Below are 19,845 nucleotides of genomic sequence, written 5' to 3'. Positions count from 1 at the left end.
CCAACCATCGCCAGCTTCTGTCATGTGGTTTTCCACAACGTAATTCCCACAGCTGCGCAGCAGGAACTGGCAGCTATGCTTTTTCGCTAAAAGTACTACAGGAGACATCACATGAAACACTGGTATCACGCTGTTGCCGCACTCGCTTTGTCGTGCCTGCTCGCTCCTGCCTACTCGCAGATCGTCATCGGCCAGACGGTCGGCGTCAGCGGGCCTGTTGCCGCTACCGTCAAGGAAGCAGTGGCGGGCGCGCGCCTGTATATCGACAGCGTGAATGCCAAGGGCGGCATCAGGGGCGAGAAGATTGAACTGCTCACGCTCGACGACCGTTTTGACGTGAAGCAGGCCGTCGAGAACGCACGCATCCTGATCGAAGAGAAGAACGTGGTCGCGCTCTTCATGAATCGCGGCACGCCGCACACCGAAGCCATCATGCCGCTGCTTGAAAAGCACGACATCGCATTGATCGCGCCTTCAACGGGCGCAATGCTGCTGCACAACCCGGTCAAGCGCCACATCTTCAACGTGCGGTCGTCCTACCAGCGTGAGGCCGAGAAGGCGGTCGATCACCTGTTCTCGCTGGGCATCAACCGCATCGCGATCGTGCACGTCGACGACTCGTTCGGCCGCGATGGGCTGGAGGGCTCGAACAAGGGTTTCGTCAAGGCCAAGGTCGCGCCCGTCACCATCCTGAAAGCCGATCGCGACAAGCCCGACTACACCACCATCGTGCCGCCCATCGTCGCTGCCAACGCGCAGGCCGTCGTGTGGATCGGCTCCGGCACCGCCGTCTCGGAAGGCGTGAAAGCGTTGCGTGCTGCAGGCTCGGCCGCGCAGGTCGTCACGCTGTCCAACAACGCGTCCGGAGGCTTCATCAAGTCGCTGGGCGATGCGAGCCGCGGGGTGATCGTCACGCAGGTGTTCCCGTACGAGCGCTCGTACAGCTACCCGTTCGTGCAGGAAGTGATTGCAGCGGCCAAGGCCAAAGGCATGGGCGATGTGTCGCCGGCCACGCTGGAAGGGTTTGCCGCCGCGAAAGTGATGGTCGAAGCGGTCAGGCGTGCGTCGCCCAAACCTACGCGCGAGAAAATTCTTTCAGCGCTGGAGAAGATGGACCGGTTCGACCTGGGTGGCCTCGTCGTGGGCTACAGCACCACCGACCACACGGGCCTGGACTTCGCAGACCTGTCGATCATCGGCAGCGACGGCCGGTTCAGGCGCTGACGCGGCGCCCGTCTCAGTGCTTGGCGCCCGAAGCGGCGGGCTGCACAGTCTCGGTACCGTGCTTTTCGCCGCTCATGTCGACCTTGTCGCCGGCCTTGAAGATGACGAACAGGGCGATGGCCGCAAAGACGACAAATCCGATGGCAAGCTTGAGCATGAAAGTCTCCTTCAAATTGTGGGGGTCGCGCGCATTGTTGGACTGCTGCCTGACCCGGCACTGACGCCGCTCTATCCAGGCTGTCGGCAATGGCGCACACGCCCCATCCGTTCAGGCCGACAGCAGCAGGCACAGGGCAGCGCCGAACATGGGCTTTTGCAAATGCACGCGAAGGAAGAACCCATGAGCAACGACCAGACCCGACCATTCCATGAAGCCCTGTGGGACCTGATCAAGGACATCCGCTTTCCAATGTTTGTCCATCGTCATCTGGGCGGCATGCTGCACGCCCATCCGCTCACGATGCAGAACAGGACCTTGAAGGCAGGCGATCCGCTGTACTTCTTCGTGTCGAAAAAGAGTGAACTCGGCCAGCGGCTTCTGGTCGATGGCGGTGTGTGCGTCGCCTTCGCCGAGCCGAAGGACGATGTGTACGTGTCCATCTCCGGCCACGCCAGTGTGAGCGAGGACATGGGCAAGAAGAAGGAGCTTTTCAACGCCATGAGCAAGGCCTGGTTTCCCGGCGGTGTCGAAGACCCGGACCTGGAACTCGTCGAAGTGGCGATGGAGCATGCCGAGTTCTGGGACGTCAAGGAAAGCAAGATGACGCAGCTGCTCAAAATGGCGACGGCAGCCGTCACGGGCAAGCAGCCGGAACTCGGTGAGCACCGCGAGATGGACACCGCCCAGTAGGGCGCGAGCGTCAGTCTCGCCCGGTACGGGGCTTGCGATTCACAGCACCGCCCCCGACATCGGCGATGACTAATGGGCCCTGGGCCCAGGCACACCGAGAAACAGGCTCACCGCAAAGCCGCCTTCCACACCAGGTGCAGGCTCGATCGTGAGCCTGCCTTTGTGTGCTCGTGCCACAAGGGCAGCAAGCTTGAGGCCGAGACCGCCTGATTCGCTCGATACCGTTTGATCCAGTGCGGCCTGCAGCGCCGCGCGACGCGCGTCGCTCACGCCCGGGCCGTTGTCGCGCAGCGTCAGCGTCTGTCCGCCTTCACTGGCACTGCAACTCACCCAGCACTCGCGCGCACCATGCCGCACGCAGTTGTCCAGCAAGTTGGCCAGTGCACCCGCGAGCAAATTGGCATCGCCCCTGAGCTTGCAGTCTGCATCGACATGCACCACCAGGGCCTCGACCTGCATCAGCGCGACCAACCGCGCGACGTCGATGTCTTCCAGCTGCAGCTGCTCACCGCTGCGAAACAACGTGAGCAATGACGTGACAACCCGCTTGAGCCGGTTGACCGATTCGCGCGCGAGCTCCAGCCGCGGCTGCGCGCCCGGTGGCGCCTCTTTCATAGCGAGCGCCAGCTGCACTTCCATCCCGGCGAGCGGCGTCCGCAGTGCATGCGCTGCATGCGCGGAAAAGGCCTGCTCTCGCTCGACGCGCGCTGCCAGGCGCTGCCCGAGCTCCCTGATCGCCTCGCGGATATCGACAAACTCCTCGCGCGCGGCGGGCGGCAAGTCCGTCTCCGTGCGCATCGGGTCATACGCCTTGACCTGCAGCGACATGTCCTGCACCACCGACATTGCGCGAACAATGCGCCTTCGCAGCCAGAGCGCGAAGGCCAAACCCACCAGCAGCACAGCCGCTCCAACGACGGCAATGACTTCATAGCGCGACTCGGCGCGGTCGGTGCCGGGCTGCCCGACGTAGAGGGCCTGGCCCGGCGTGGGCAACTCAAGGGCGTAGACGCGCCAGTCCGGCGCTGCATTGCTGAAGCCGGCGACAAATCGCGGCAGCAAAGGCGTCGTCGGTGCTTTGTGAGACCGCAGCACCACGGCCTGGCGTTCATCGACGATCTGCCACACCAGCCCCTCGTCATGCAGCGGTGCGGGCATGCTGCTGCCTGCGGCCAGCGGCAAGTCGTTGCCTCGCAGCATCAGGATTCCGTAGAGCACCTCGGCAGACTCCTGCAGGGCACCGTCCATCAGGTCGTCCACCTGCCGGCTCACGCCGATCACCACGGTCAGGAACACGGCCACGACCCAGCCCATGCTGACGACCGTCAGCGCCTTGAGCAGTTCGCGGCGCAGCGAAGGCAGGCGCGGTGTGCTGCTCGTCATGACGGAATCCGGTAGCCCAGGCCGCGTACCGTCTGCACGATGTCGCGCCCGAGCTTGCGCCGCAGGTTGAACACATGCACCTCCAGCGAATTGCTGGAGGCCTCGCCCTCAAAGCCAGTCAGCAACGCATCCAGATCGGACTTGGACACCACACGCCCCGAGCGCGTGACCAGCGCATCGAGCAGGCCCCACTCGCGGGCCGTCAGGTCCACAGCCACGCCGGCGCGCCACACGGCACGGGCCGACGAATCGATCTCCACATCGCCAATGCGCCGTCGCGGCACGCCCTGTGCACCCACACGCCGCCGCACGGCGCGAATACGCGCTGCCAGCTCTTCGGGCTCGAACGGTTTGACCAGGTAGTCGTCGGCGCCGCTGTCCAGCCCCTTGATGCGGTCGGAGAGCAGGTCGCGCGCGGTGAGAACGAGGATGGGCGTGGTAACGCCTTTGTCACGCAACTGCCGCACCCACTCCACGCCCGAGCCGTCGGGCAGCTGCCAGTCCACGAGCAGGGCGTCGTAAGGCTCGCTCGCCACGGTGCGCGCATCCACCAGCAGCGTGAACCAGTCCACGAGGTGACCCTCAATGCGAAGGTAGTCGCGCAGGCCCGCACCCAGAATCACGTCGTCTTCGAGCAGCAGCAGCCTCATGGGTGCATTGTCGCCGCGCTTCATTCGGCCTTCAGCCGCGCGCTGCAGAATTTGCGGATGCAAAACGAGTACCTGGCGATTTATGGCGCGTTCGCTGCCGCCGGCGTTGCGCTGCATGTGTTCATGCGGCGCCGGCGCGAACGCAAGGCCGCCGCGGCGCACGAGGCCGCCACCCTGGCCGGGCTGAACGAGCCTGCATCGCTGCATCCCGTGGTGAATGCGTCGCGCTGCATTGGCTCGGGAGGCTGCGTGAAGGCCTGCCCCGAAGAGGCGCTGGGCATCGTCAACGGGCGCGCAGTGCTCGTGAATGCCGCATCGTGCATCGGCCATGGCGCCTGCCGCGCGGCATGCCCGGTCGAGGCGATCACACTGGTGTTCGGCACTGAAAGGCGCGGTGTCGACATACCGACCGTGTCGCCCGATTTCGAGAGCAATGTGCCGGGCATCTTCATCGCCGGTGAACTCGGCGGCATGGGCCTGATCCGCAAAGCTGCAGAGCAAGGCAAGCAGGCGATTGCGGCCATCAGGCGGCGCAAAGCCGCGCCCGGCGAGCTCGATGTGGTGATCGTGGGCGCAGGCCCCGCGGGCATTTCGGCGGGCCTCGCAGCCAAGGAGCACGGCCTTCGCTTCCGGCTGATCGAGCAGGAAGACTCGCTGGGCGGCACCGTGTCGCACTACCCGCGCAACAAGATCGCGATGACCGCGCCGATCAAGCTCGCGCTGGTGGGCACGGTGCGCATGACCGCCATCTCGAAAGAGCGGCTGATTGCCTTCTGGAACCGCGTGGTGGGCGACACAGCGCTTGAACTGCATTTTCGCGAGCGGATGGAGCGCGTGGAGCGCGATGGCGACAGCTTTGTCGTGCACACGAGTGCGGGCCAGTGGCGCACGCGTTCCGTGCTGCTGGCCATCGGCCGCCGCGGCACGCCGCGCACGCTGGGCGTGGCGGGCGAAGACCTGCAAAAAGTTGTCTACCGCCTGGTGGACCCGGAGCAATACGCGGGCATGGCGGTGCTGGTGGTGGGGGGCGGCGACAGCGCGCTCGAAGCGGCGGTTGCCGTTGCAGCGCAACCCAACACGCGCGTCACGCTGTCTTATCGCGGGGCGGCATTCAACCGCGTCAAGCAGGCCAACCGTCAGGCACTCGACGAGGCGGTGCGCGAGGGGCGCATCGACCTGCAGCTGGAAACGCAGGTCGACGCAATCACACCCACTGAAGTCACGCTGCGCGGCGCAGGCCAGCCTGTCGTGCTGCCCAATGAAGCCGTGATCGTGTGCGCAGGCGGCATCTTGCCGGTCGCGCTGCTGCAGCAAATGGGAATCGAATTCCAGACCAAGCACGGCAGCGCCTGAAGCATCGCCGCGCCAGGGCACGGCGGCGCTATTGCTTCGCAGGCCGTGCGGCAGAAGCAAAGCCGGCAGTGGAAAGCGCTGTGGTCAGCGGGCCTTTCGGTGCGGCTGCGGCAGAGCCATCTGCCACCACGGCAGGCTGGCCGCTTTGCCTGCGCGCATCGTCCAGCCCGGCGCGGGCCTGCTTGACGAGTTCGCTCTCCGGCGGGCCGAATTGCACGACGCGCGTCCAGTGCGTGATGGCCAGTGCGTAGTCCTGCCGGTCGAATGCTTCCGTGCCTGCGAGCAGCAGCGCCTTGGGCTGGTTCGGATCGACAGCCAGCGCCTGCTTCACCCACGACATCGGCTCACCTGCCAGGCGCCGGCCTTGCTGCAGCGCCAGTTCATCCGCGTAGTCGGCCAGCAGCGCGGCATCGTCCTTGCGCAAGGCCACGGCCTTGGCATAGGCAGCGAGCGCATCGCCATGCCGCCCGAGGTTGGCGTAGGAGCGCGCAAGCATCGCCCAGCCTTCGGCATCGGCCGGCTGCGCCTTCAGCCTGTCGGCCAGCGCCTGCACCATCGAAGCCATGGCGTCGTTGCCCAAGGGGTGCGGTGCGGTGGGGCCGCCGGCTGCGGCAGAGGCAGCGACAGGCGTGGACTGAGAGCCGGAGGACGCGTTCGGCGCAGCTGCCCACCAGTAGCCCGCGCCGCCAGCCGCGAACGCGAAGAGCGCAATGCCGATCAAGAGGCCGCGCGATGCACCTTTGCCATCAGGTGCCGGGGTGGGCGCTGGCGTCCCGGCTAGCGGCGCACTGGGCGGCTGGTCGGATGGCGCGGCGGTGTTGGCATCAACCGCTGGAGCGGGCTTGGCCAGCACGAGCGCCACGATGGCCTTCTCGAGTTCGGCGCGGGCGCTGCCGTGGCCGTCGGCAGAGAGCATGCCGGCCTGGTGCAATTCATCGAGTTGCTGGATGCCTCGTCGCAGGTTCAGGAGTTCGTCGTTCATGGATGGATGTGTGTGTGGACTCGAGAGGTCAGGCGCTCAGATGTCATAGCGGAAGCCGAAGTAATAGAACGTGCGCCGCGACGTTTCAGTGCGCGTCGGGCCCGCGATGTTGCTGAACTCCAGGCTCAGCTCCGACTCGAGCGACAGCTTGGCCGTGGGGCGATACGTCACGCGCATGCCCGGCGCCCAGCGGCGTGTGCGCGTGTCGGTGGAATCGGTCTGCTGGTAGATACGCAACGATGGCTCGAGCTGCCACGCCTGCGCTATCGTTGACGAGTTGTTGTACTGCAGCAGCGTGCCCTTGTACGTCGGCGCCTTGAGCTGGTTGAACACCAGCACGTGCGTGTCGCGCGAGGAATAGAGATTGGTGGCGATCACTTGCGCGCCCACGCTCCAGATGTTGCCGGTACCGGGCTGGCCGCTGGGCAGGATGTCCGGCACGGGCAAAAGCTCACCGATGTTCGTGAGCCGGATGTCCGCGCCGATCTGCCAGTTGGGCGAGAGCGGATGCGTCACGCCGACCATCGCCTGCGTGCTGTAGGCGGTCGTGTCTTTCACCTGCTGGCGCAAGAGGGACACGCTCTGCACCGCCAGCAAATCCTGCAGCCGTGTCGCCTGTGCAGCGAGCACCGGGTTCTGGAAGAACAGGCTGTTGCCCAGCATCAGCATCGGCGTCGCGCGGCGGTCATACAGCACGTTGACCACGGTGTTGTCCGCCGACTGCCATGTGCCTTGCACCGACGCGATGTTCAAGCCGCCCAGGATCGTGTCGTAGTCGAGGATCGACGATGCAGACAGCCCGCCCATCTGCAGGCGCATTTCGTTGCCGATGGCGCGGCGGTCCGTCTGGCCGTCGATGCGCTGCTCGATCACGTACAGGCTGCCGCCCAGGTTGCTCGTGAGCGCGTCGGCGTCGATGGACGCGCCGTAGAACGAGCGCCTGCTGTCCAGCAATTTGTCCGTCGGCTGGCCCGCCACGGCGTTCAGCCGCCACTTGGGCGCAAAACGCCAGCTCGCCTGCACGCCGTCGAAGCGGCCCATCACGCCGCCGCCCGTGGGCGACTGGCGGCCCAGGCGAACGCTCAAGCCGGGCGACTGCAGGCGGTAGTCCACATAAAACGCGGACAGCTTGTTCTTGCTCTTGTCGTTGCGCAGCAAGTCGGCGCTGTACGTGTCGCGCAGCACAAAACGCAAGTCACTGTCGGCGTCCTTGCGGCGCCAGTTCAAGTCCACGCTCGACAGGATCTGGCTCTGGTCGGTGCCGGAGAGCGATGCGTCTGACACAAGTGTGGGCAGACCACCCAGCGCCGAGTCCTGGAACTCCTGCGTGCGCGACTTCGACTGGCCGCCGTAGTAGTACGTGGCGACAGACCCCGTCACCGTGGTCGTCACCGCAGGTGCCGCCGCTGCTTCAGCAGCCGCTACCGGTGCAGGTGGCGCGAGCGTGAGCAATGCTTCGCGAGCGCGAAGCGCACCGGGGCCAGTCGGATAGAGCTTGAGATACGTCTCGAATTCAACACGTGCGCGCTGCGGATCACCTTCGCGCCAGCGCGCCACGGCAATCAGCTCTTGCGCATCCTGGCTGGAGGCCGTGGCTGGCTGGGCGAGCAACTGTTCCAGCAAGTCAACTGCCACTGCATAGTCGGCGCGCTCCACGGCTTGACGAGCCTGTGCAAGCAGTGCCTGCGCACGCGCTTCTGCTTCCGAGGAGCCGACTGCTGCAGTGCCTGACGGTGCGGGCAACACGCCCGCCTTGTCGTCGCGCACGGGCGCGCCGGCGGCGCCGCTTGTGGCGGGCACCATCGCACCCCTGTCACGCAGCACGATCTCGATGCTGCGGTTGCCCTGGCCTGCGCGCGCCGTGAAAGGCGTGTTGCCCGTCAAGCGCAGCACCAACCTGCGGCTGCGCTCGGCCGTGCCCACCGTCTCGTCTGTCATCACGACAAATGGCGCAGCCGATCCGGCAGGAATGCGCCGTTCCGTCGGCAGGAAGTTGATGGTCTCTGGCGTGGGCAGCACGTCGTAATACACATGACCCAGGTCGCCACTGCCGGTGGCCAGCGTGCGCAGGTATTGCACTGGCGTGACGAAGCGCACCTGCAGCACTGCGTCATTGCCGACGCGGCGCAGTTCAACGTCGTCGACCAGTTGGGCGTGCGCACTGGCGGTGACGAGCGATGCGGCGATGACCGCCAGGCGAAAGAGATGGGTAGTGACCGGTTTCATGGATCGTGCTTGTGGAACGTTGCGATTCGGTGGCAGGCGGGTCAGTCCCACGAGCTGTAGGCGGCGCCCTTGTTGCCCAGCGGGCGATGGCAGCCGGCGGTGGAGCAATCGGTGGGCACCGGCGTGGTGGTGCGGTGCGTCAGCGACATGCGCGACATGGAGCCGAGGTAGTTCGTGCCCGTGGCATGGCAGCCCTTGCACCAGCCCGCGCCGCTGCCCTGGCTGCCGTTGTGGTTCATGCGCTGCGCCCACGAAGAGGTCGACGTGTGGCACGAATTGCATTCCATCACCGCGCCATTGAGCAGCTGCGATTCGGGAATGTGGTTGACCGGCTTGGCCGTTGCGCCTTGCGATGTGTACGCGCCGCTGTGGCAGGTCTTGCACTGCCCCGACACAGCAACGCTCGTGTGCAACTTGCCGTTCGCCCAGCTGGCGTAGCCGGACTTGTGGCAGGTGCTGCAATTCGCGGTGCTCAGGCCGGCAATGGTGAGGTACGGAATGTGCGCTGCAGGCTTGCCATCGGCCGGCGGGAACGCGCCTGAGTGGCAGCTCGCGCAATCGACGACAGACACCTGCGTGTGGTTCCACTTGGTGGGCTTCCACGCCGTGGTCGCATGGCAAGAAATGCAATTGGTTGCGGCCACCGGGATGTGTGTGGCGCTCTTGCCCGTCGCCGTGCTGCCGTTGTGGCAGCTGGAGCAATTCGTCGCCACCGTGAACGTGCTGTGATCCACCTTGGCGCCAGTCCACTGGCTGGTGGACTTGTGGCAGTTCTCGCAAACGGTCTGGCCCACGTGCACGGTGGTGTTGGGCTTGATCGCGGCGTGGCATGTGGCGCACTGCGACGAGATCGACACGCTCGTGTGCACGCGCGCCGGCGTCCAAGCCGCATAGCCAGCCTTGTGGCACGTGTCGCAATTGGACGCGGCGAGCACCGCAACGGCCTGGTACGGAATGTGGCTGGCAGACTTGCCGTCAGCAGGCGGGAACGCACCCGAGTGGCACGTCGCGCACTGGCCCGTGACGATCACTTGCGTGTGGTTCCACTTGGTCGGCTTCCAGCCCGTTGTGGCGTGGCACGCGATGCAGTTGGTGGCACCCACCGGAATGTGCGTGGCGCTCTTGCCGGTGGCAGCGCTGCCGTTGTGGCAGGTGGAGCAGTTGGTCGCGACAGTGAACGTGCTGTGATCGACCTTCGCGCTCGACCATGTGCTGGTCGACTTGTGGCAGGTCTCGCACACCGTCTGGCCGGTGTGGATCGCTGTCGCCGGTTTGACCGACGCGTGGCACGTGGCGCATTGCGCGACGACCGACACGTTCGTGTGCAGCTTCGCGGGCGTCCATGACGTGTAGCCCGCCTTGTGGCACGTGTCGCAATTGGCGGCACCCAGCCCCGCAACGCTCTGGTACGGCGTGTGCGTGGCGGACTTGCCGTCTGCCGGCGGGAACGCGCCCGTGTGGCAGGTTGCGCACTGGTTGGTGACCACCAGCTGCGTGTGATTCCACGACGTCGGCTTCCAGCCGCTGGTGGAGTGGCAGCTGATGCAGTTGGTGGCACCCACCGGAATGTGCGTCGCGCTCTTGCCTGTGGCGGCGCTGCCGTTGTGGCAGGTCGCGCAGTTGGTCGCGACAGTGAACGTGCTGTGATCGACCTTTGCGCTCGACCACGTGCTGGTCGACTTGTGGCAGGTCTCGCACACCGTCTGGCCGGCGTGGATCGCCGTGGCGGGCTTGACCGACGCGTGGCACGTGGCACATTGCGCGACGACGGACACGTTCGTGTGCAGCTTCGCGGGCGTCCATGATGTGTAGCCCGCCTTGTGGCAGGTATCGCAATTCGCCGAGGCCAGGCCCGCAACGCTCTGGTAAGGCGTGTGGTTGGAAGGCTTGCCATCCGCTGGCGGGAACGCGCCTGTATGGCAGGTTGCGCACTGGTTCGACACCACCAGCTGCGTGTGATTCCACGACGTCGGCTTCCAGCCGCTGGTGGAGTGGCAGGTGATGCAGTTCGTCGCCGCCACCGGAATATGCGTGGCGCTCTTGCCCGTGGCGGCGCTGCCGTTGTGGCACGTTGCGCAATTCGTCGCGGCGTTGAACAGGCTGTGGTCCACCTTGCCAGCCGACCAGGTCGTCGTGGACTTGTGGCAGTTCTCGCAGACGGTCTGGCCCGTGTGGATCGCCGTGGCGGGCTTGACCGACGCGTGGCACGTGGCGCACTGCGCGACGATGGAGACGCTGGTGTGCAGCTTCGCCGGCGTCCATGATGTGTAGCCCGCCTTGTGGCACGTATCGCAGTTTGCTGAGCCCAGACCCGCGACGCTCTGGTACGGCGTGTGTGTGGCCGACTTGCCATCCGCCGGTGGGAACGCACCGGTGTGGCACGTCGCGCACTGGTTGCTCACCGTCAGCTGCGTGTGATTCCACGACGTCGGCTTCCAGCCGCTGGTGGAGTGGCAGGTGATGCAGTTCGTCGCGCCGACAGGAATGTGCGTCGCGCTCTTGCCGGTGGCGGCGCTGCCGTTGTGGCAGCTCGCGCAATTGGTCGACGCGTTGAACAGGCCGTGGTCCACCTTGCCAGCCGACCAGGTCGTCGTCGACTTGTGGCAGTTCTCGCAAACAGTCTGGCCGGTGTGGATCGCCGTGCCGGGCTTGATCGCCGCATGGCACGTCGCACACTGCGCCACGATGGAGACGCTGGTGTGCAGCTTCGCCGGCGTCCACGACACATAGCCCGCCTTGTGGCACGTATCGCAATTCGCCGATGACAGACCCGACACGCTCTGGTACAGCGTGTGCGTGGCCGACTTACCGTCCGCGGGCGGGAACGCACCGGTGTGGCACGTCGCGCACTGATTGCTCACCGTCAGCTGCGTGTGATTCCACGAGCTCGGCTTCCAGCCGCTGGTCGCGTGGCAAGTCAGGCAATTGGTTGAGCCCGACGGGATGTGCGTCGCGCTCTTGCCGGTAGCGGCGCTGCCGTTGTGGCAGCTCGCGCAGTTGGTCGACGCATTGAACGCCGAGTGATCCACCTTGCCCGCCGACCACGTCGTCGTGGACTTGTGGCAGTTCTCGCAGGTCGTCTGGCCGTTGTGGATCGCCGTGCTCGGCTTGGTGGCTGCATGGCACGTCGCGCACTGCGACAGGATCGCGACGCTGGTGTGCAGCTTGGCAGGCGTCCACGACACATAGCCCGCCTTGTGGCACGAATCGCAGTTGGCCGACGACAGCGCCGAGACGTTCTGGTACGGTGTGTGCGTGGCCGACTTGCCATCCGCTGGCGGGAACGTGCCTGTGTGGCACGTCGCGCACTGGTTCGACACCGTGAGCTGCGTGTGATTCCACGAGCTCGGCTTCCACGCACTGGTGGTGTGGCAAGTCAGGCAATTGGTCGAGCCCGACGGCATGTGCGTCGCATTCTTGCCGGTCGCTGCGGTGCCGTTGTGGCAGCTCGCGCAATTGGTGGACGCGTTGAAGATGCTGTGGTCGACCTTGGCGCCCGTCCACGCCGTCGTGGACTTGTGGCACGTCTCGCAAACGGTCTGGCCCGAGTGAATCGCCGTATTGGGCTTGGCCGCCGCGTGGCACGTGGCGCACTGGCCGCTCACAGTCACGCTCGTGTGCAGCTTGGCTGGCGTCCATGCAGCAAAGCCGGCCTTGTGGCAGCTGTCGCAGCTGGCTTGCGAGATGCCTGCCACCGATTGATACGGTGTGTGTGTGGCCGGCTTGCCGGTGGCCTTCTGCCCATCGTGGCAGCTGGCGCAGCTGCCAGGGCTGACGCCCACGTGATTGAAGCCGCTCGCCGGCTTCCATGCCGTGGTGCGGTGACACGTGTCGCACGTGGCCGACGTTGCCAGATGCCCAGCGGGTTTGCCACTGGCCTGCACGCCGTTGTGGCATGTCTGGCAGCTGCCGGTGGCCACGCCCGTGTGGTTCATCTTCGCGCCGGTGAAGGTGCGGGTCGTGTGGCAGGTGTCGCACGTCTGTTGCGAGGGCAGGTGATCGGCTGGCTTGACGACATTGAGCCGCGCAAAGCGCGCACCGCTCACGTGGCACGACTCGCAATCGCGCGGCGTGCCCTTGAACACGCCGCCGATGTGGCAGCTCTCGCACTTCGCATCTTTGTGCGCGCCCGTCAGCGCGTAGCCAGTGCGCAGGTGATCGAACTCGGTGGTGCCGGCTGCGTGTGCCGGTAACGCGATGAAGCACGCTGCGAGCACCAGCAGCCATGCCAGCATGTGCAGCCACGTGTTGCGTGATACAGCCGTCGTTTTCATGGGCGGCTCGCACCCGGCTGCGAGAGCGCCGGCTGGTTGATGATCTGCTTCCAGCGGGCGGGCTGGTGGCACTGCTCGCAACGCGCCCCAAAGCTGCGGTCATGCACGTCGTCCTTGGCATGGCACGACACGCACGTGGTCTGCAATGCCGCTGTCTTGCGGCCTGTGGGCGCTGGCAAGGTATGGCACGCGATGCAGCGAACCTTGGCATGGCCGCCAGCAAGCGCATAGCTCGTCTGCCTGTCGTGATCGAAACGCCAGAGCCGCCAGTCGCGTGTGTTGTGGCAGCTCTCGCAGGCCACGCCCAGGCTCGCCTTGTGCACATCCTGCTTCTGGTGGCAACTGCCACAGTCGCGCGGCGCATCACGATAGCGCGGGCTCTGGTGGCACGACTTGCACGCAACGGGCGCATGCGCCCCGGTCAACGCGAAGCGCGCGCGCGAGTGGTCGTAGCGCACGCCCGTCCAGCGCTGCTCGCCGTGGCAGCTTGCGCAGTCCGTGCCCAGCTGGGCCTCATGCTTGTCGTCCTTGCGGTGGCAGTCCACGCAGGCCCTTGGAATGTCGCGATAACTGCGTAAGTCCTTGTGGCACGACTTGCAGGCAAGCGTTGGTGCAGCATGTGCCTCGCGCAGCGGAAAGCGCGTACGCGCATGGTTGAAGCGCGTGGCCTTCCAGTCACTCTCGGTATGGCAGTCAGCGCAGCGCTCGCCCAGACTGGCCTGGTGCTTGTCGTCTTTGCGGTGGCAGCCAATGCAGGTGCTGGGCGCTTCCTTGTAAACCGCCGTGGTGTGGCAGTCTTTGCAGGCCGTCTTCGCGTGGCGGCCCAGCAGTGCAAAGTTCGTGCGGTCATGGTCGAAGCGCTGCGACTCTTTCCAGCCACGCTCGCTGTGGCAGCGCACGCAGTCCTGGCCGAGCGAGCCCTTGTGCGTGTCGTCCTTGCGGTGGCAGTCAATGCACGCACTGCCCGTTTTTTCTTTGTAGAGCGTGCCGGTGTGGCAGCTTGTGCATCGCACATCGCGGTGTTTGGCCACCAGTGCATAGCGCGTGTCCGTGTCGTGGCGGAAGGTGATCTGCGGCCAGCGCTGGGTGTTGTGGCAGCTCTCGCACTTCTCGCCGAAACGGGCCTTGTGCTTGTCTTCCTTCAGGTGGCAGCCCACGCAGGCCTTCGGCGCCTCCTTGTAGTCGCGCGTCTTGTGGCACGACTCGCAGCGCGCCTTGTTGTGCGCACCCGTCAGGGCAAAGCGCGTCACACTGTGATCAAACCGCGTCTCGCGCCAGCTGCGCTCGTCGTGGCAATTGGCGCAGCCGGTGCCCAGCGATGCCTTGTGCACGTCGTCCTTGCGGTGGCAGGCATTGCATTCCTGCGGCGCGGCGCTGAATTTTTGCTGCGGCTGGTGGCACTTGCCGCAATCCGTCTCGCGATGCTTGCCCCGCAGCACGTAGTCGGTCTGCTGGTGGTCGAAGGCGCGCTTGTCGAATTCGGCGATCTTCATGTCACGCCCGCGGTGGTCGGTGTGGCAGCTGCGGCACGCCTGCGGCTTCTGGCGGCCGTGCATGCCGGTGCGCTGCGCCAGGTCGCGCCCGATGTCCTTGTGGCAGTCGGCACACAGGCGGTCTTGCGCCTGCCGGTCGAAGCGCACATGGCAGCTCTTGCAGCTGTCGTCCCACTTCGCATGGCTCTTGACCAGCGGGCCCGGCGAGAGCACCGATTCGACGTTCTGCGCCATGGCCTGCGACGAGGCCAGCCACGCAAGCACCCACAGGCCGACACGCACCAGGCGCATGAGGGCGTGTTTCATCGGGCGGGTCAATATGCATGTACCGCGACAACGTGGGCGATGGCGCTGGCCACCATCACGTACACAAAGGGCACGTGCAAGACGTGCCACAGCGAGAACAGGCGCACAGCGCCCTGGAACTGCGCCACGCGCTGCACGACCTGCAGGTAGTCCTGCATGGCGCGCTTTTGGCTGCGGTACTCGTGGCGTGCAGCAGCATGGCTGGTGGACTGCCGGCGTGCGCGCTCGCGGATGGCGGCTTTCAGCTCGCTCGCGCAATGCGCCTCGAGCCAGCGCCGGCGCAACGGCACGAGCGTGAAGGCGCGCAGGTGTCGCGCCATGCCGGGCGGGCCCGCCAGCGCATAGCGTTCGAAGGCCAGGAGCTCGCTTTCCACGTTGCGTGTGTCAGACAGCGCAGCGTGGACGCTGTCGTGCCTGAGGCCGAGCGCATGCTGCAAGTGCGACATCGACTGCCGCTCGCCGTTGAGCCCCCGGTGCACATGCAGGTACAGAAATCGCCCCACCACACCGCTCGCGCCTACGACGAGCATGCTGTAGAGGGCAACGCCCGCATTGAGCGAGCCCACACGAAAGGTGGAGTGCACAAGGATCAACAGCGGCCCGCCGATTCCCAGCACCATGTGCACCGCAAACCACCACTTCGCAGCGCCCAGCCGCGCCATGAAACGAACCCGTTTGCGCAGTGGATACGCAAACAGCAGCACCATCAGCACACCACCGGCCACGCCGATCCAGTAGCCCGCGTCAGACCCCGCACGCAGGCCCGTGGAACGCACCAGCAGCCATGCGAAGACGACTGCCAGCGCGATGCCCAGGTAGATCGTGCCGGCTGCCCATGAACGCCTGGCGGGCTCGGGGCCGTTCACGATGACAGTAGGTATGAGCGTGGCGGACATCGGTGATGGCAATGGGCAAGCTGGCGTTGCGTCGAGTCTCTGAGGACGGCCTGGCTCATGCATTAAGCGTGTAAGCGGATGTCCAGGCCGCCACTGGCGCTGGCTCGCCATGTGCTGCCTGCAGGAACGCTGCCGCGCTCATCGGTGCAAGGCCTGCGGCGTCCTTACATTCAAAAACGCATGACTCAATTTCTCGCAGGTTGCGTGGGATGCGGCTGGCCATGGGCGCCATCGTTGAGCCCCAGCCTTAAGCGCAGATGAAGCAACTTCATTTGCGCTTAAGCAAGCGCCGCGACGCTGGCGGGCGTGACTGCGACCGCTGCTTCGACCGATGCCTCATGCGTTCTGGTGCTTGCCGGCGATTCGCCGTGGGGGCCGCAGGTCGCCAGCCTGCTGCAGCGGCGCGGCTGGCGCGTCGAATTCAAGCCGCCGGATGAAGCTGCCGCAGCGCTCCAGGCGGGGCAGCATTCGCTCGCCGTTCTCGACACCGGCGCCGGCGCACCAGGCTGGCAGCCACTGCTCGGCGCCTGCAGTGCACTGGCCCCGCGTCCTTTGCTATTGGTGCTGTGCACCCCTGCCGAGGTGTACGACGTGCTGCGCGCACCCGAGCGGCCGCATGCCTATGGGCGCAAGCCCGCGTCAGCTGAACAGGTTGTGTCGTGGATAGAGGCACTGGCGCGCGGCATGGGCAGCAATCTCGACGCATGCCTGGTGGCCGACGAAATCGCGCTGGACCCGCTGGCACGCTGCGTTTACCTGCCAGGCTCGGCCGTGGAGCTGCCCAAGCGCGAATTTGACTTGCTGCACCTGCTGATGTCCCGGCGCGGCCAGGTTGTGACGCGCGACGAATCCACACGCCATCTCTACCGCTGGGGGCAGGACATCAGCAGCAACGCGGTCGATGTGCACATCCACGCGTTGCGCCGGCGCTTCTCGCGGCTGGCCATTCGCACAGTACGCGGCCAGGGGTACGTGTTGGGCTAGCGCGGGCGCACGAGCCCTGCTGCAACGCGCGCAGCCTCGTCCCACGCAGTACCGTTGAACCAGTCGTCACCTTGCAGGTAAGCGCGCAGCATCGGCAGCGCGTCGAAGCCCCAGAAGTGTTTGGCATCCACCACGCAGGTGGGCACGCCGAACAGGTCAGCGCTGATGGCGCCTTCGGTGTTGGCTTTCAACTCGTTCTTCACGTCGTCACTGGATGGATCGCGCTTTGGGTTGAGCGCAGCTTTCAGTGCGTCGAATCGCTGCGCATCGCTCGCGTCCGCACCACCGCGCCACACATGGCGAAAAATCGTCTCGCACACGTAGCGGTTGGCAAGCCCGTTGTCGCCGCAAGCCACAGCGAGCCGGAGCAACGCAAGCGGGTTGAACGGATGGGCCGCGGGCATCTGCAGCTCGATGCCGTTCGCGTGCGCGAGCCACAGCACTTGCCGGTACGTCCAGTCGCGCTTGCCGGCAATCTCCGCAGGCCCGAGCTGGCCGTGATGCTTGAGCAAACCGGCAAACAGCACCGGCCGGTAGTCCACGCTGTAGCTCAGGCCTTCGAGTGCTTGCGGCAACTTCTCGAAAGCGAGATGTGCGTAAGGCGAGATGAAGTCGAGATAGAACGTGATGTGCTTCATGGCTCTTGGGCGCTCGCGTCCAGGCGGATGCCGATCAGTTTCCACACGCTGCGCTTTTCATCGTCGCCCATGCGGCCCCATGCAGCGATCTCGTCGATGGTGCGCATGCAGCCTTCGCAAAAATCAGTCGCAGGGTCCATGCGGCAGACCGAGAGGCACGGCGAAGGCACTTCAGCCACCAGGCCGGCATCCACGAGCCGCACCTGCTTGGCCAGGAATGTGGCTGCGCTCACGCGGCAGCGCCTGGTTGCTGCGTGACATCGGCCACGGGCGCGCCTGTGAGGCTCTCAAGATCGTGCGGGCGCAGCTGGAACACGCCATGCGGATGGCCCGCTGCCGCCCAGATCACGTCGAAGCGAAAAAGCTCCTTGTCGATCAGCGTGACGCAGGGCTGCGCATGCGCCACTGGCGACACACCACCAATCGAAAAGCCCGTGCGCGCCTTCACAAAATCAGCATCGGCACGCCCGAGCTTGCCGCCGTTGCCCACCAGCGCCTCGACCTTCTTCTCATCGACGCGCCTGTCGCCAGACGTGATGACCAGCACCGCCGCGTCGTCCAGCTTGCGACGAAAAATGATGCTCTTGGCGATCTGCCCCAGGCCCACGCCCAGTGCGTCTGCCGCCTGCTGCGCTGTGCGCGCGGCGTCGTCGAGCATCACGGGCGGGTTGGGGTGGCCGCTGGCCTGCAGCGCCTTCGCTACGCGTTGCACGCCTTCGGGCAATGCACTCAATTCAGCTCCACACATGGCTATTGCGCCCGCTTGTTCAGGATGGCCGTCGATGCGCGCGAGTTTGGCTTGCGCTGCAGGAAGTCGCTGATGTACTTGCCTGCGTCGATGAGCTTGTCGAGATCAATGCCGGTTTCAATGCCCATGCCATGCAGCATGTACACGACGTCTTCGGTCGCGACATTGCCTGTCGCACCCTTGGCGTACGGGCAGCCGCCCAGCCCGGCAGACGACGTGTCGTACTGCCACACGCCCATCTCCAGCGTGGCCAGCGTGTTGCCCAGCGCCTGGCCGTACGTGTCGTGAAAGTGGCCCGAGATGTCGTCGATGCCATAGTGCTTCAACGCTGCTTCCATCGCGCGCTGCACCTTCACCGGTGTGCCAACGCCGATCGTGTCAGCCACGCCAATGTGCTGCACGCCGATCTGCTTCATCAGCCGCGCGACCAGCTCCACGCGCTCAGGGGCCACTTCGCCCTCGTAAGGGCAGCCGACTGCGCATGAGATCGCGCCGCGCACAAAGATGTTGTTGGCCTTTGCTGCCTCCACCACCGGCGCAAAGCGCTCGATGCTTTCCTCGATCGAGCAGTTGATGTTGCGCTGGCTGAACGCCTCGCTTGCCGCACCGAACACGACGATTTCGTCGGGCCTGGACGCAAGCGCTGCTTCAAAGCCCTTCATGTTCGGCGTCAGCACGGAATAGCGCACGCCCGGTTTGCGCTGTATGCCTGCCATCACCTCGGCGTTGTCCGCCATTTGCGGCACCCACTTGGGCGAGACGAAGCTGGTCACTTCGATCTCTGTCAGGCCTGCGTCCTGCAGGCGATGCACCAGGCCGATCTTGATTTCGGCAGGCACGGGGGATTTTTCGTTTTGCAGGCCATCGCGCGGGCCGACATCGACGATCTTGACTTTGCTGGGCAGCTTCATGGCGTCAGTATCCTCTGAGCCGGTCAACCACGCCGGCAATGGGTTCTCCCCGCTCGAACGCGCGCAGCTTGCGCGCGATCTGAGCCACCGTTTCGTCACGCAGCGTACGTGCGGAGGTGTGGGGTGTCACAGTGATTTTGGGGTGTTTCCAGAAGGCGTGCCCTGCAGGCAAAGGCTCGGTGCGAAACACATCGAGCGCCGCGCCTGCAAGGTGGCCGCTGTCCAGCAGCGCGACCAGGTCTTCATCCACCAGATGCGCACCGCGTGCAACGTTGATCACGTAGCCGCCGGGCTGCAGGAGCGAGAGCGTCTGGCTGTTCATGATGTCGCGCGTCTCGTCGGTCAGCGGCAGCAGGCACACGAGGATGCGCGTGGCGCGCAGGAAATCGTTGAACTGCTCATGACCGGTGAAGCTGCGTACGCCCGGCACGTCTTTGGGTGTGCGGCTCCAGCCGAGCACGGGGTAGTCAAACTGCGCGACCGCCTGCGCCACGCGTTTGCCCAGCACGCCCAGCCCCATCACGCCGACCGGGAACTCATCGCGAGGCCGCGGCTTGCGAAACTCCCACGCGCCGCGGCGAATGTCTTCTTCATAGCGATCAAGCTCACGCACGTGCCGCGTGATTGCGTGAACGACAAACTCCGCCATCTGCGCTGCCATGCCGCCATCGTCGATGCGAACGATCATCACATCGGCAGGAATGCGCAGCTTCAGCAGCGCATCAACGCCTGCACCGATGTTGAAGATGCCCTTGAGTGCGGACTGCTCGTCAATGAACTGCTGCGGTGGAGCCCACACCACAGCGTAGTCGGCCAGCGGATCACCGCTCTTCCACTCGGTGACCGTGGATTGCGGCAACTCTGTGCGCAACGCTTGAACCCACGGATCGGCTTTGCTGCCGGTGCCGCAAAAAGTGATTCGCATGT

At 65.4% G+C, this 19,845-nt stretch carries 17 protein-coding genes; 4 read left to right on the top strand and 13 right to left on the bottom strand.

All coding sequences use genetic code 11. The annotated features are described in order from the left end of the window. Positions 1–111: 111 nt before the first annotated feature. Positions 112–1,224, top strand: a complete 1,113-nt coding sequence (locus tag GHT07_RS06940; RefSeq protein WP_153584352.1) for an ABC transporter substrate-binding protein — start codon at positions 112–114, stop codon at positions 1,222–1,224. Between the two features lie 13 nt (positions 1,225–1,237). Here GHT07_RS06940 and GHT07_RS21285 read toward each other — a convergent pair whose 3' ends face one another. After that, complete coding sequence (locus GHT07_RS21285) at positions 1,238–1,381, bottom strand: hypothetical protein (RefSeq protein WP_194792862.1); 144 nt, start codon at positions 1,379–1,381, stop codon at positions 1,238–1,240. Between the two features lie 183 nt (positions 1,382–1,564). On the opposite strand from GHT07_RS21285, the gene GHT07_RS06935 reads away from it, so the two are divergent. Beyond that, entirely contained in the window at positions 1,565–2,074 is a 510-nt protein-coding gene (locus GHT07_RS06935) for a pyridoxamine 5'-phosphate oxidase family protein (protein WP_153584351.1), read from the top strand. Positions 2,075–2,143: 69 nt separating this feature from the next. Here the strand turns inward: GHT07_RS06935 and GHT07_RS06930 are convergent, their stop codons facing one another. Then, positions 2,144–3,457: a sensor histidine kinase gene (locus GHT07_RS06930; RefSeq protein ID WP_153584350.1), complete on the bottom strand. Its 1,314-nt coding sequence runs from the start codon at positions 3,455–3,457 to the stop codon at positions 2,144–2,146. Next, entirely contained in the window at positions 3,454–4,107 is a 654-nt protein-coding gene (locus tag GHT07_RS06925) for a response regulator (RefSeq protein WP_153584349.1), read from the bottom strand. Before GHT07_RS06925 ends, GHT07_RS06930 begins: the two co-directional genes overlap by 4 nt. Before the next feature lie 57 nt (positions 4,108–4,164). On the opposite strand from GHT07_RS06925, the gene GHT07_RS06920 reads away from it, so the two are divergent. Beyond that, complete coding sequence (locus GHT07_RS06920) at positions 4,165–5,460, top strand: NAD(P)-binding domain-containing protein (protein WP_153584348.1); 1,296 nt, start codon at positions 4,165–4,167, stop codon at positions 5,458–5,460. Between the two features lie 28 nt (positions 5,461–5,488). Here the strand turns inward: GHT07_RS06920 and GHT07_RS06915 are convergent, their stop codons facing one another. From GHT07_RS06915 to GHT07_RS06895, 5 genes are read right to left on the bottom strand one after another with little or no spacing between them, the layout of a single operon-like run. Continuing rightward, complete coding sequence (locus tag GHT07_RS06915) at positions 5,489–6,442, bottom strand: tetratricopeptide repeat protein (protein ID WP_153584347.1); 954 nt, start codon at positions 6,440–6,442, stop codon at positions 5,489–5,491. 36 nt (positions 6,443–6,478) lie between these two features. Beyond that, positions 6,479–8,668, bottom strand: coding sequence for an outer membrane protein assembly factor BamD (gene bamD / locus GHT07_RS06910; protein WP_153584346.1), 2,190 nt, complete (start codon positions 8,666–8,668; stop codon positions 6,479–6,481). A gap of 41 nt (positions 8,669–8,709) precedes the next feature. Then, a complete protein-coding gene (locus tag GHT07_RS06905) occupies positions 8,710–12,942 on the bottom strand; it encodes a cytochrome c3 family protein (protein ID WP_153584345.1) in 4,233 nt (1,410 codons plus the stop codon). After that, a complete protein-coding gene (locus GHT07_RS06900; protein WP_153584344.1) occupies positions 12,939–14,741 on the bottom strand; it encodes a cytochrome c3 family protein in 1,803 nt (600 codons plus the stop codon). The genes GHT07_RS06905 and GHT07_RS06900 overlap by 4 nt, the downstream gene beginning before the upstream one ends. A gap of 8 nt (positions 14,742–14,749) precedes the next feature. Further along, positions 14,750–15,637: a hypothetical protein gene (locus GHT07_RS06895; protein ID WP_153584343.1), complete on the bottom strand. Its 888-nt coding sequence runs from the start codon at positions 15,635–15,637 to the stop codon at positions 14,750–14,752. A gap of 306 nt (positions 15,638–15,943) precedes the next feature. Between GHT07_RS06895 and GHT07_RS21705 the strand changes: the two genes are divergently transcribed. Then, positions 15,944–16,621 (top strand): winged helix-turn-helix domain-containing protein, encoded by a 678-nt coding sequence (locus GHT07_RS21705; protein WP_153584342.1) that lies wholly within the window; start codon positions 15,944–15,946, stop codon positions 16,619–16,621. On the opposite strand, the gene GHT07_RS06885 is transcribed toward GHT07_RS21705, so the two are convergent. From GHT07_RS06885 to GHT07_RS06865, 5 genes are read right to left on the bottom strand one after another with little or no spacing between them, the layout of a single operon-like run. Beyond that, positions 16,618–17,259 (bottom strand): 2-hydroxychromene-2-carboxylate isomerase, encoded by a 642-nt coding sequence (locus tag GHT07_RS06885; RefSeq protein ID WP_153584341.1) that lies wholly within the window; start codon positions 17,257–17,259, stop codon positions 16,618–16,620. The genes GHT07_RS21705 and GHT07_RS06885 overlap by 4 nt on opposite strands. Continuing rightward, entirely contained in the window at positions 17,256–17,474 is a 219-nt protein-coding gene (locus GHT07_RS06880) for a DUF1289 domain-containing protein (RefSeq protein ID WP_153584590.1), read from the bottom strand. The genes GHT07_RS06885 and GHT07_RS06880 overlap by 4 nt, the downstream gene beginning before the upstream one ends. Before the next feature lie 14 nt (positions 17,475–17,488). After that, positions 17,489–18,007 (bottom strand): YbaK/EbsC family protein, encoded by a 519-nt coding sequence (locus tag GHT07_RS06875; RefSeq protein WP_153584340.1) that lies wholly within the window; start codon positions 18,005–18,007, stop codon positions 17,489–17,491. 2 nt (positions 18,008–18,009) lie between these two features. Beyond that, on the bottom strand, positions 18,010–18,918 hold the full coding sequence (locus tag GHT07_RS06870; RefSeq protein WP_153584339.1) for a hydroxymethylglutaryl-CoA lyase: 909 nt from the start codon (positions 18,916–18,918) through the stop codon (positions 18,010–18,012). 4 nt (positions 18,919–18,922) lie between these two features. After that, entirely contained in the window at positions 18,923–19,843 is a 921-nt protein-coding gene (locus GHT07_RS06865) for a 2-hydroxyacid dehydrogenase (RefSeq protein ID WP_153584338.1), read from the bottom strand. Positions 19,844–19,845 lie beyond the last annotated feature (2 nt).

The organism is Caenimonas koreensis DSM 17982, assembly GCF_009646335.1.
GTDB classification, from domain to species: Bacteria; Pseudomonadota; Gammaproteobacteria; order Burkholderiales; family Burkholderiaceae_C; genus Ramlibacter; species Ramlibacter koreensis.
This window is presented reverse-complemented; position numbering and strand designations above follow the sequence as displayed.

Excerpts from the sequence above, each read along its gene's own strand:
- GHT07_RS06940 (WP_153584352.1), top strand. The coding sequence starts at position 112 with ATGAAACACTGGTATCACGCTGTTGCCGCACTCGCTTTGTCGTGCCTG.
- GHT07_RS21285 (WP_194792862.1), bottom strand. The coding sequence starts at position 1,381 with ATGCTCAAGCTTGCCATCGGATTTGTCGTCTTTGCGGCCATCGCCCTG.
- GHT07_RS06935 (WP_153584351.1), top strand. The coding sequence starts at position 1,565 with ATGAGCAACGACCAGACCCGACCATTCCATGAAGCCCTGTGGGACCTG.
- GHT07_RS06930 (WP_153584350.1), bottom strand. The coding sequence starts at position 3,457 with ATGACGAGCAGCACACCGCGCCTGCCTTCGCTGCGCCGCGAACTGCTC.
- GHT07_RS06925 (WP_153584349.1), bottom strand. The coding sequence starts at position 4,107 with ATGAGGCTGCTGCTGCTCGAAGACGACGTGATTCTGGGTGCGGGCCTG.
- GHT07_RS06920 (WP_153584348.1), top strand. The coding sequence starts at position 4,165 with ATGCAAAACGAGTACCTGGCGATTTATGGCGCGTTCGCTGCCGCCGGC.
- GHT07_RS06915 (WP_153584347.1), bottom strand. The coding sequence starts at position 6,442 with ATGAACGACGAACTCCTGAACCTGCGACGAGGCATCCAGCAACTCGAT.
- bamD (WP_153584346.1), bottom strand. The coding sequence starts at position 8,668 with ATGAAACCGGTCACTACCCATCTCTTTCGCCTGGCGGTCATCGCCGCA.
- GHT07_RS06905 (WP_153584345.1), bottom strand. The coding sequence starts at position 12,942 with ATGAAAACGACGGCTGTATCACGCAACACGTGGCTGCACATGCTGGCA.
- GHT07_RS06900 (WP_153584344.1), bottom strand. The coding sequence starts at position 14,741 with ATGAAACACGCCCTCATGCGCCTGGTGCGTGTCGGCCTGTGGGTGCTT.
- GHT07_RS06895 (WP_153584343.1), bottom strand. The coding sequence starts at position 15,637 with ATGTCCGCCACGCTCATACCTACTGTCATCGTGAACGGCCCCGAGCCC.
- GHT07_RS06885 (WP_153584341.1), bottom strand. The coding sequence starts at position 17,259 with ATGAAGCACATCACGTTCTATCTCGACTTCATCTCGCCTTACGCACAT.
- GHT07_RS06875 (WP_153584340.1), bottom strand. The coding sequence starts at position 18,007 with ATGTGTGGAGCTGAATTGAGTGCATTGCCCGAAGGCGTGCAACGCGTA.
- GHT07_RS06870 (WP_153584339.1), bottom strand. The coding sequence starts at position 18,918 with ATGAAGCTGCCCAGCAAAGTCAAGATCGTCGATGTCGGCCCGCGCGAT.
- GHT07_RS06865 (WP_153584338.1), bottom strand. The coding sequence starts at position 19,843 with ATGCGAATCACTTTTTGCGGCACCGGCAGCAAAGCCGATCCGTGGGTT.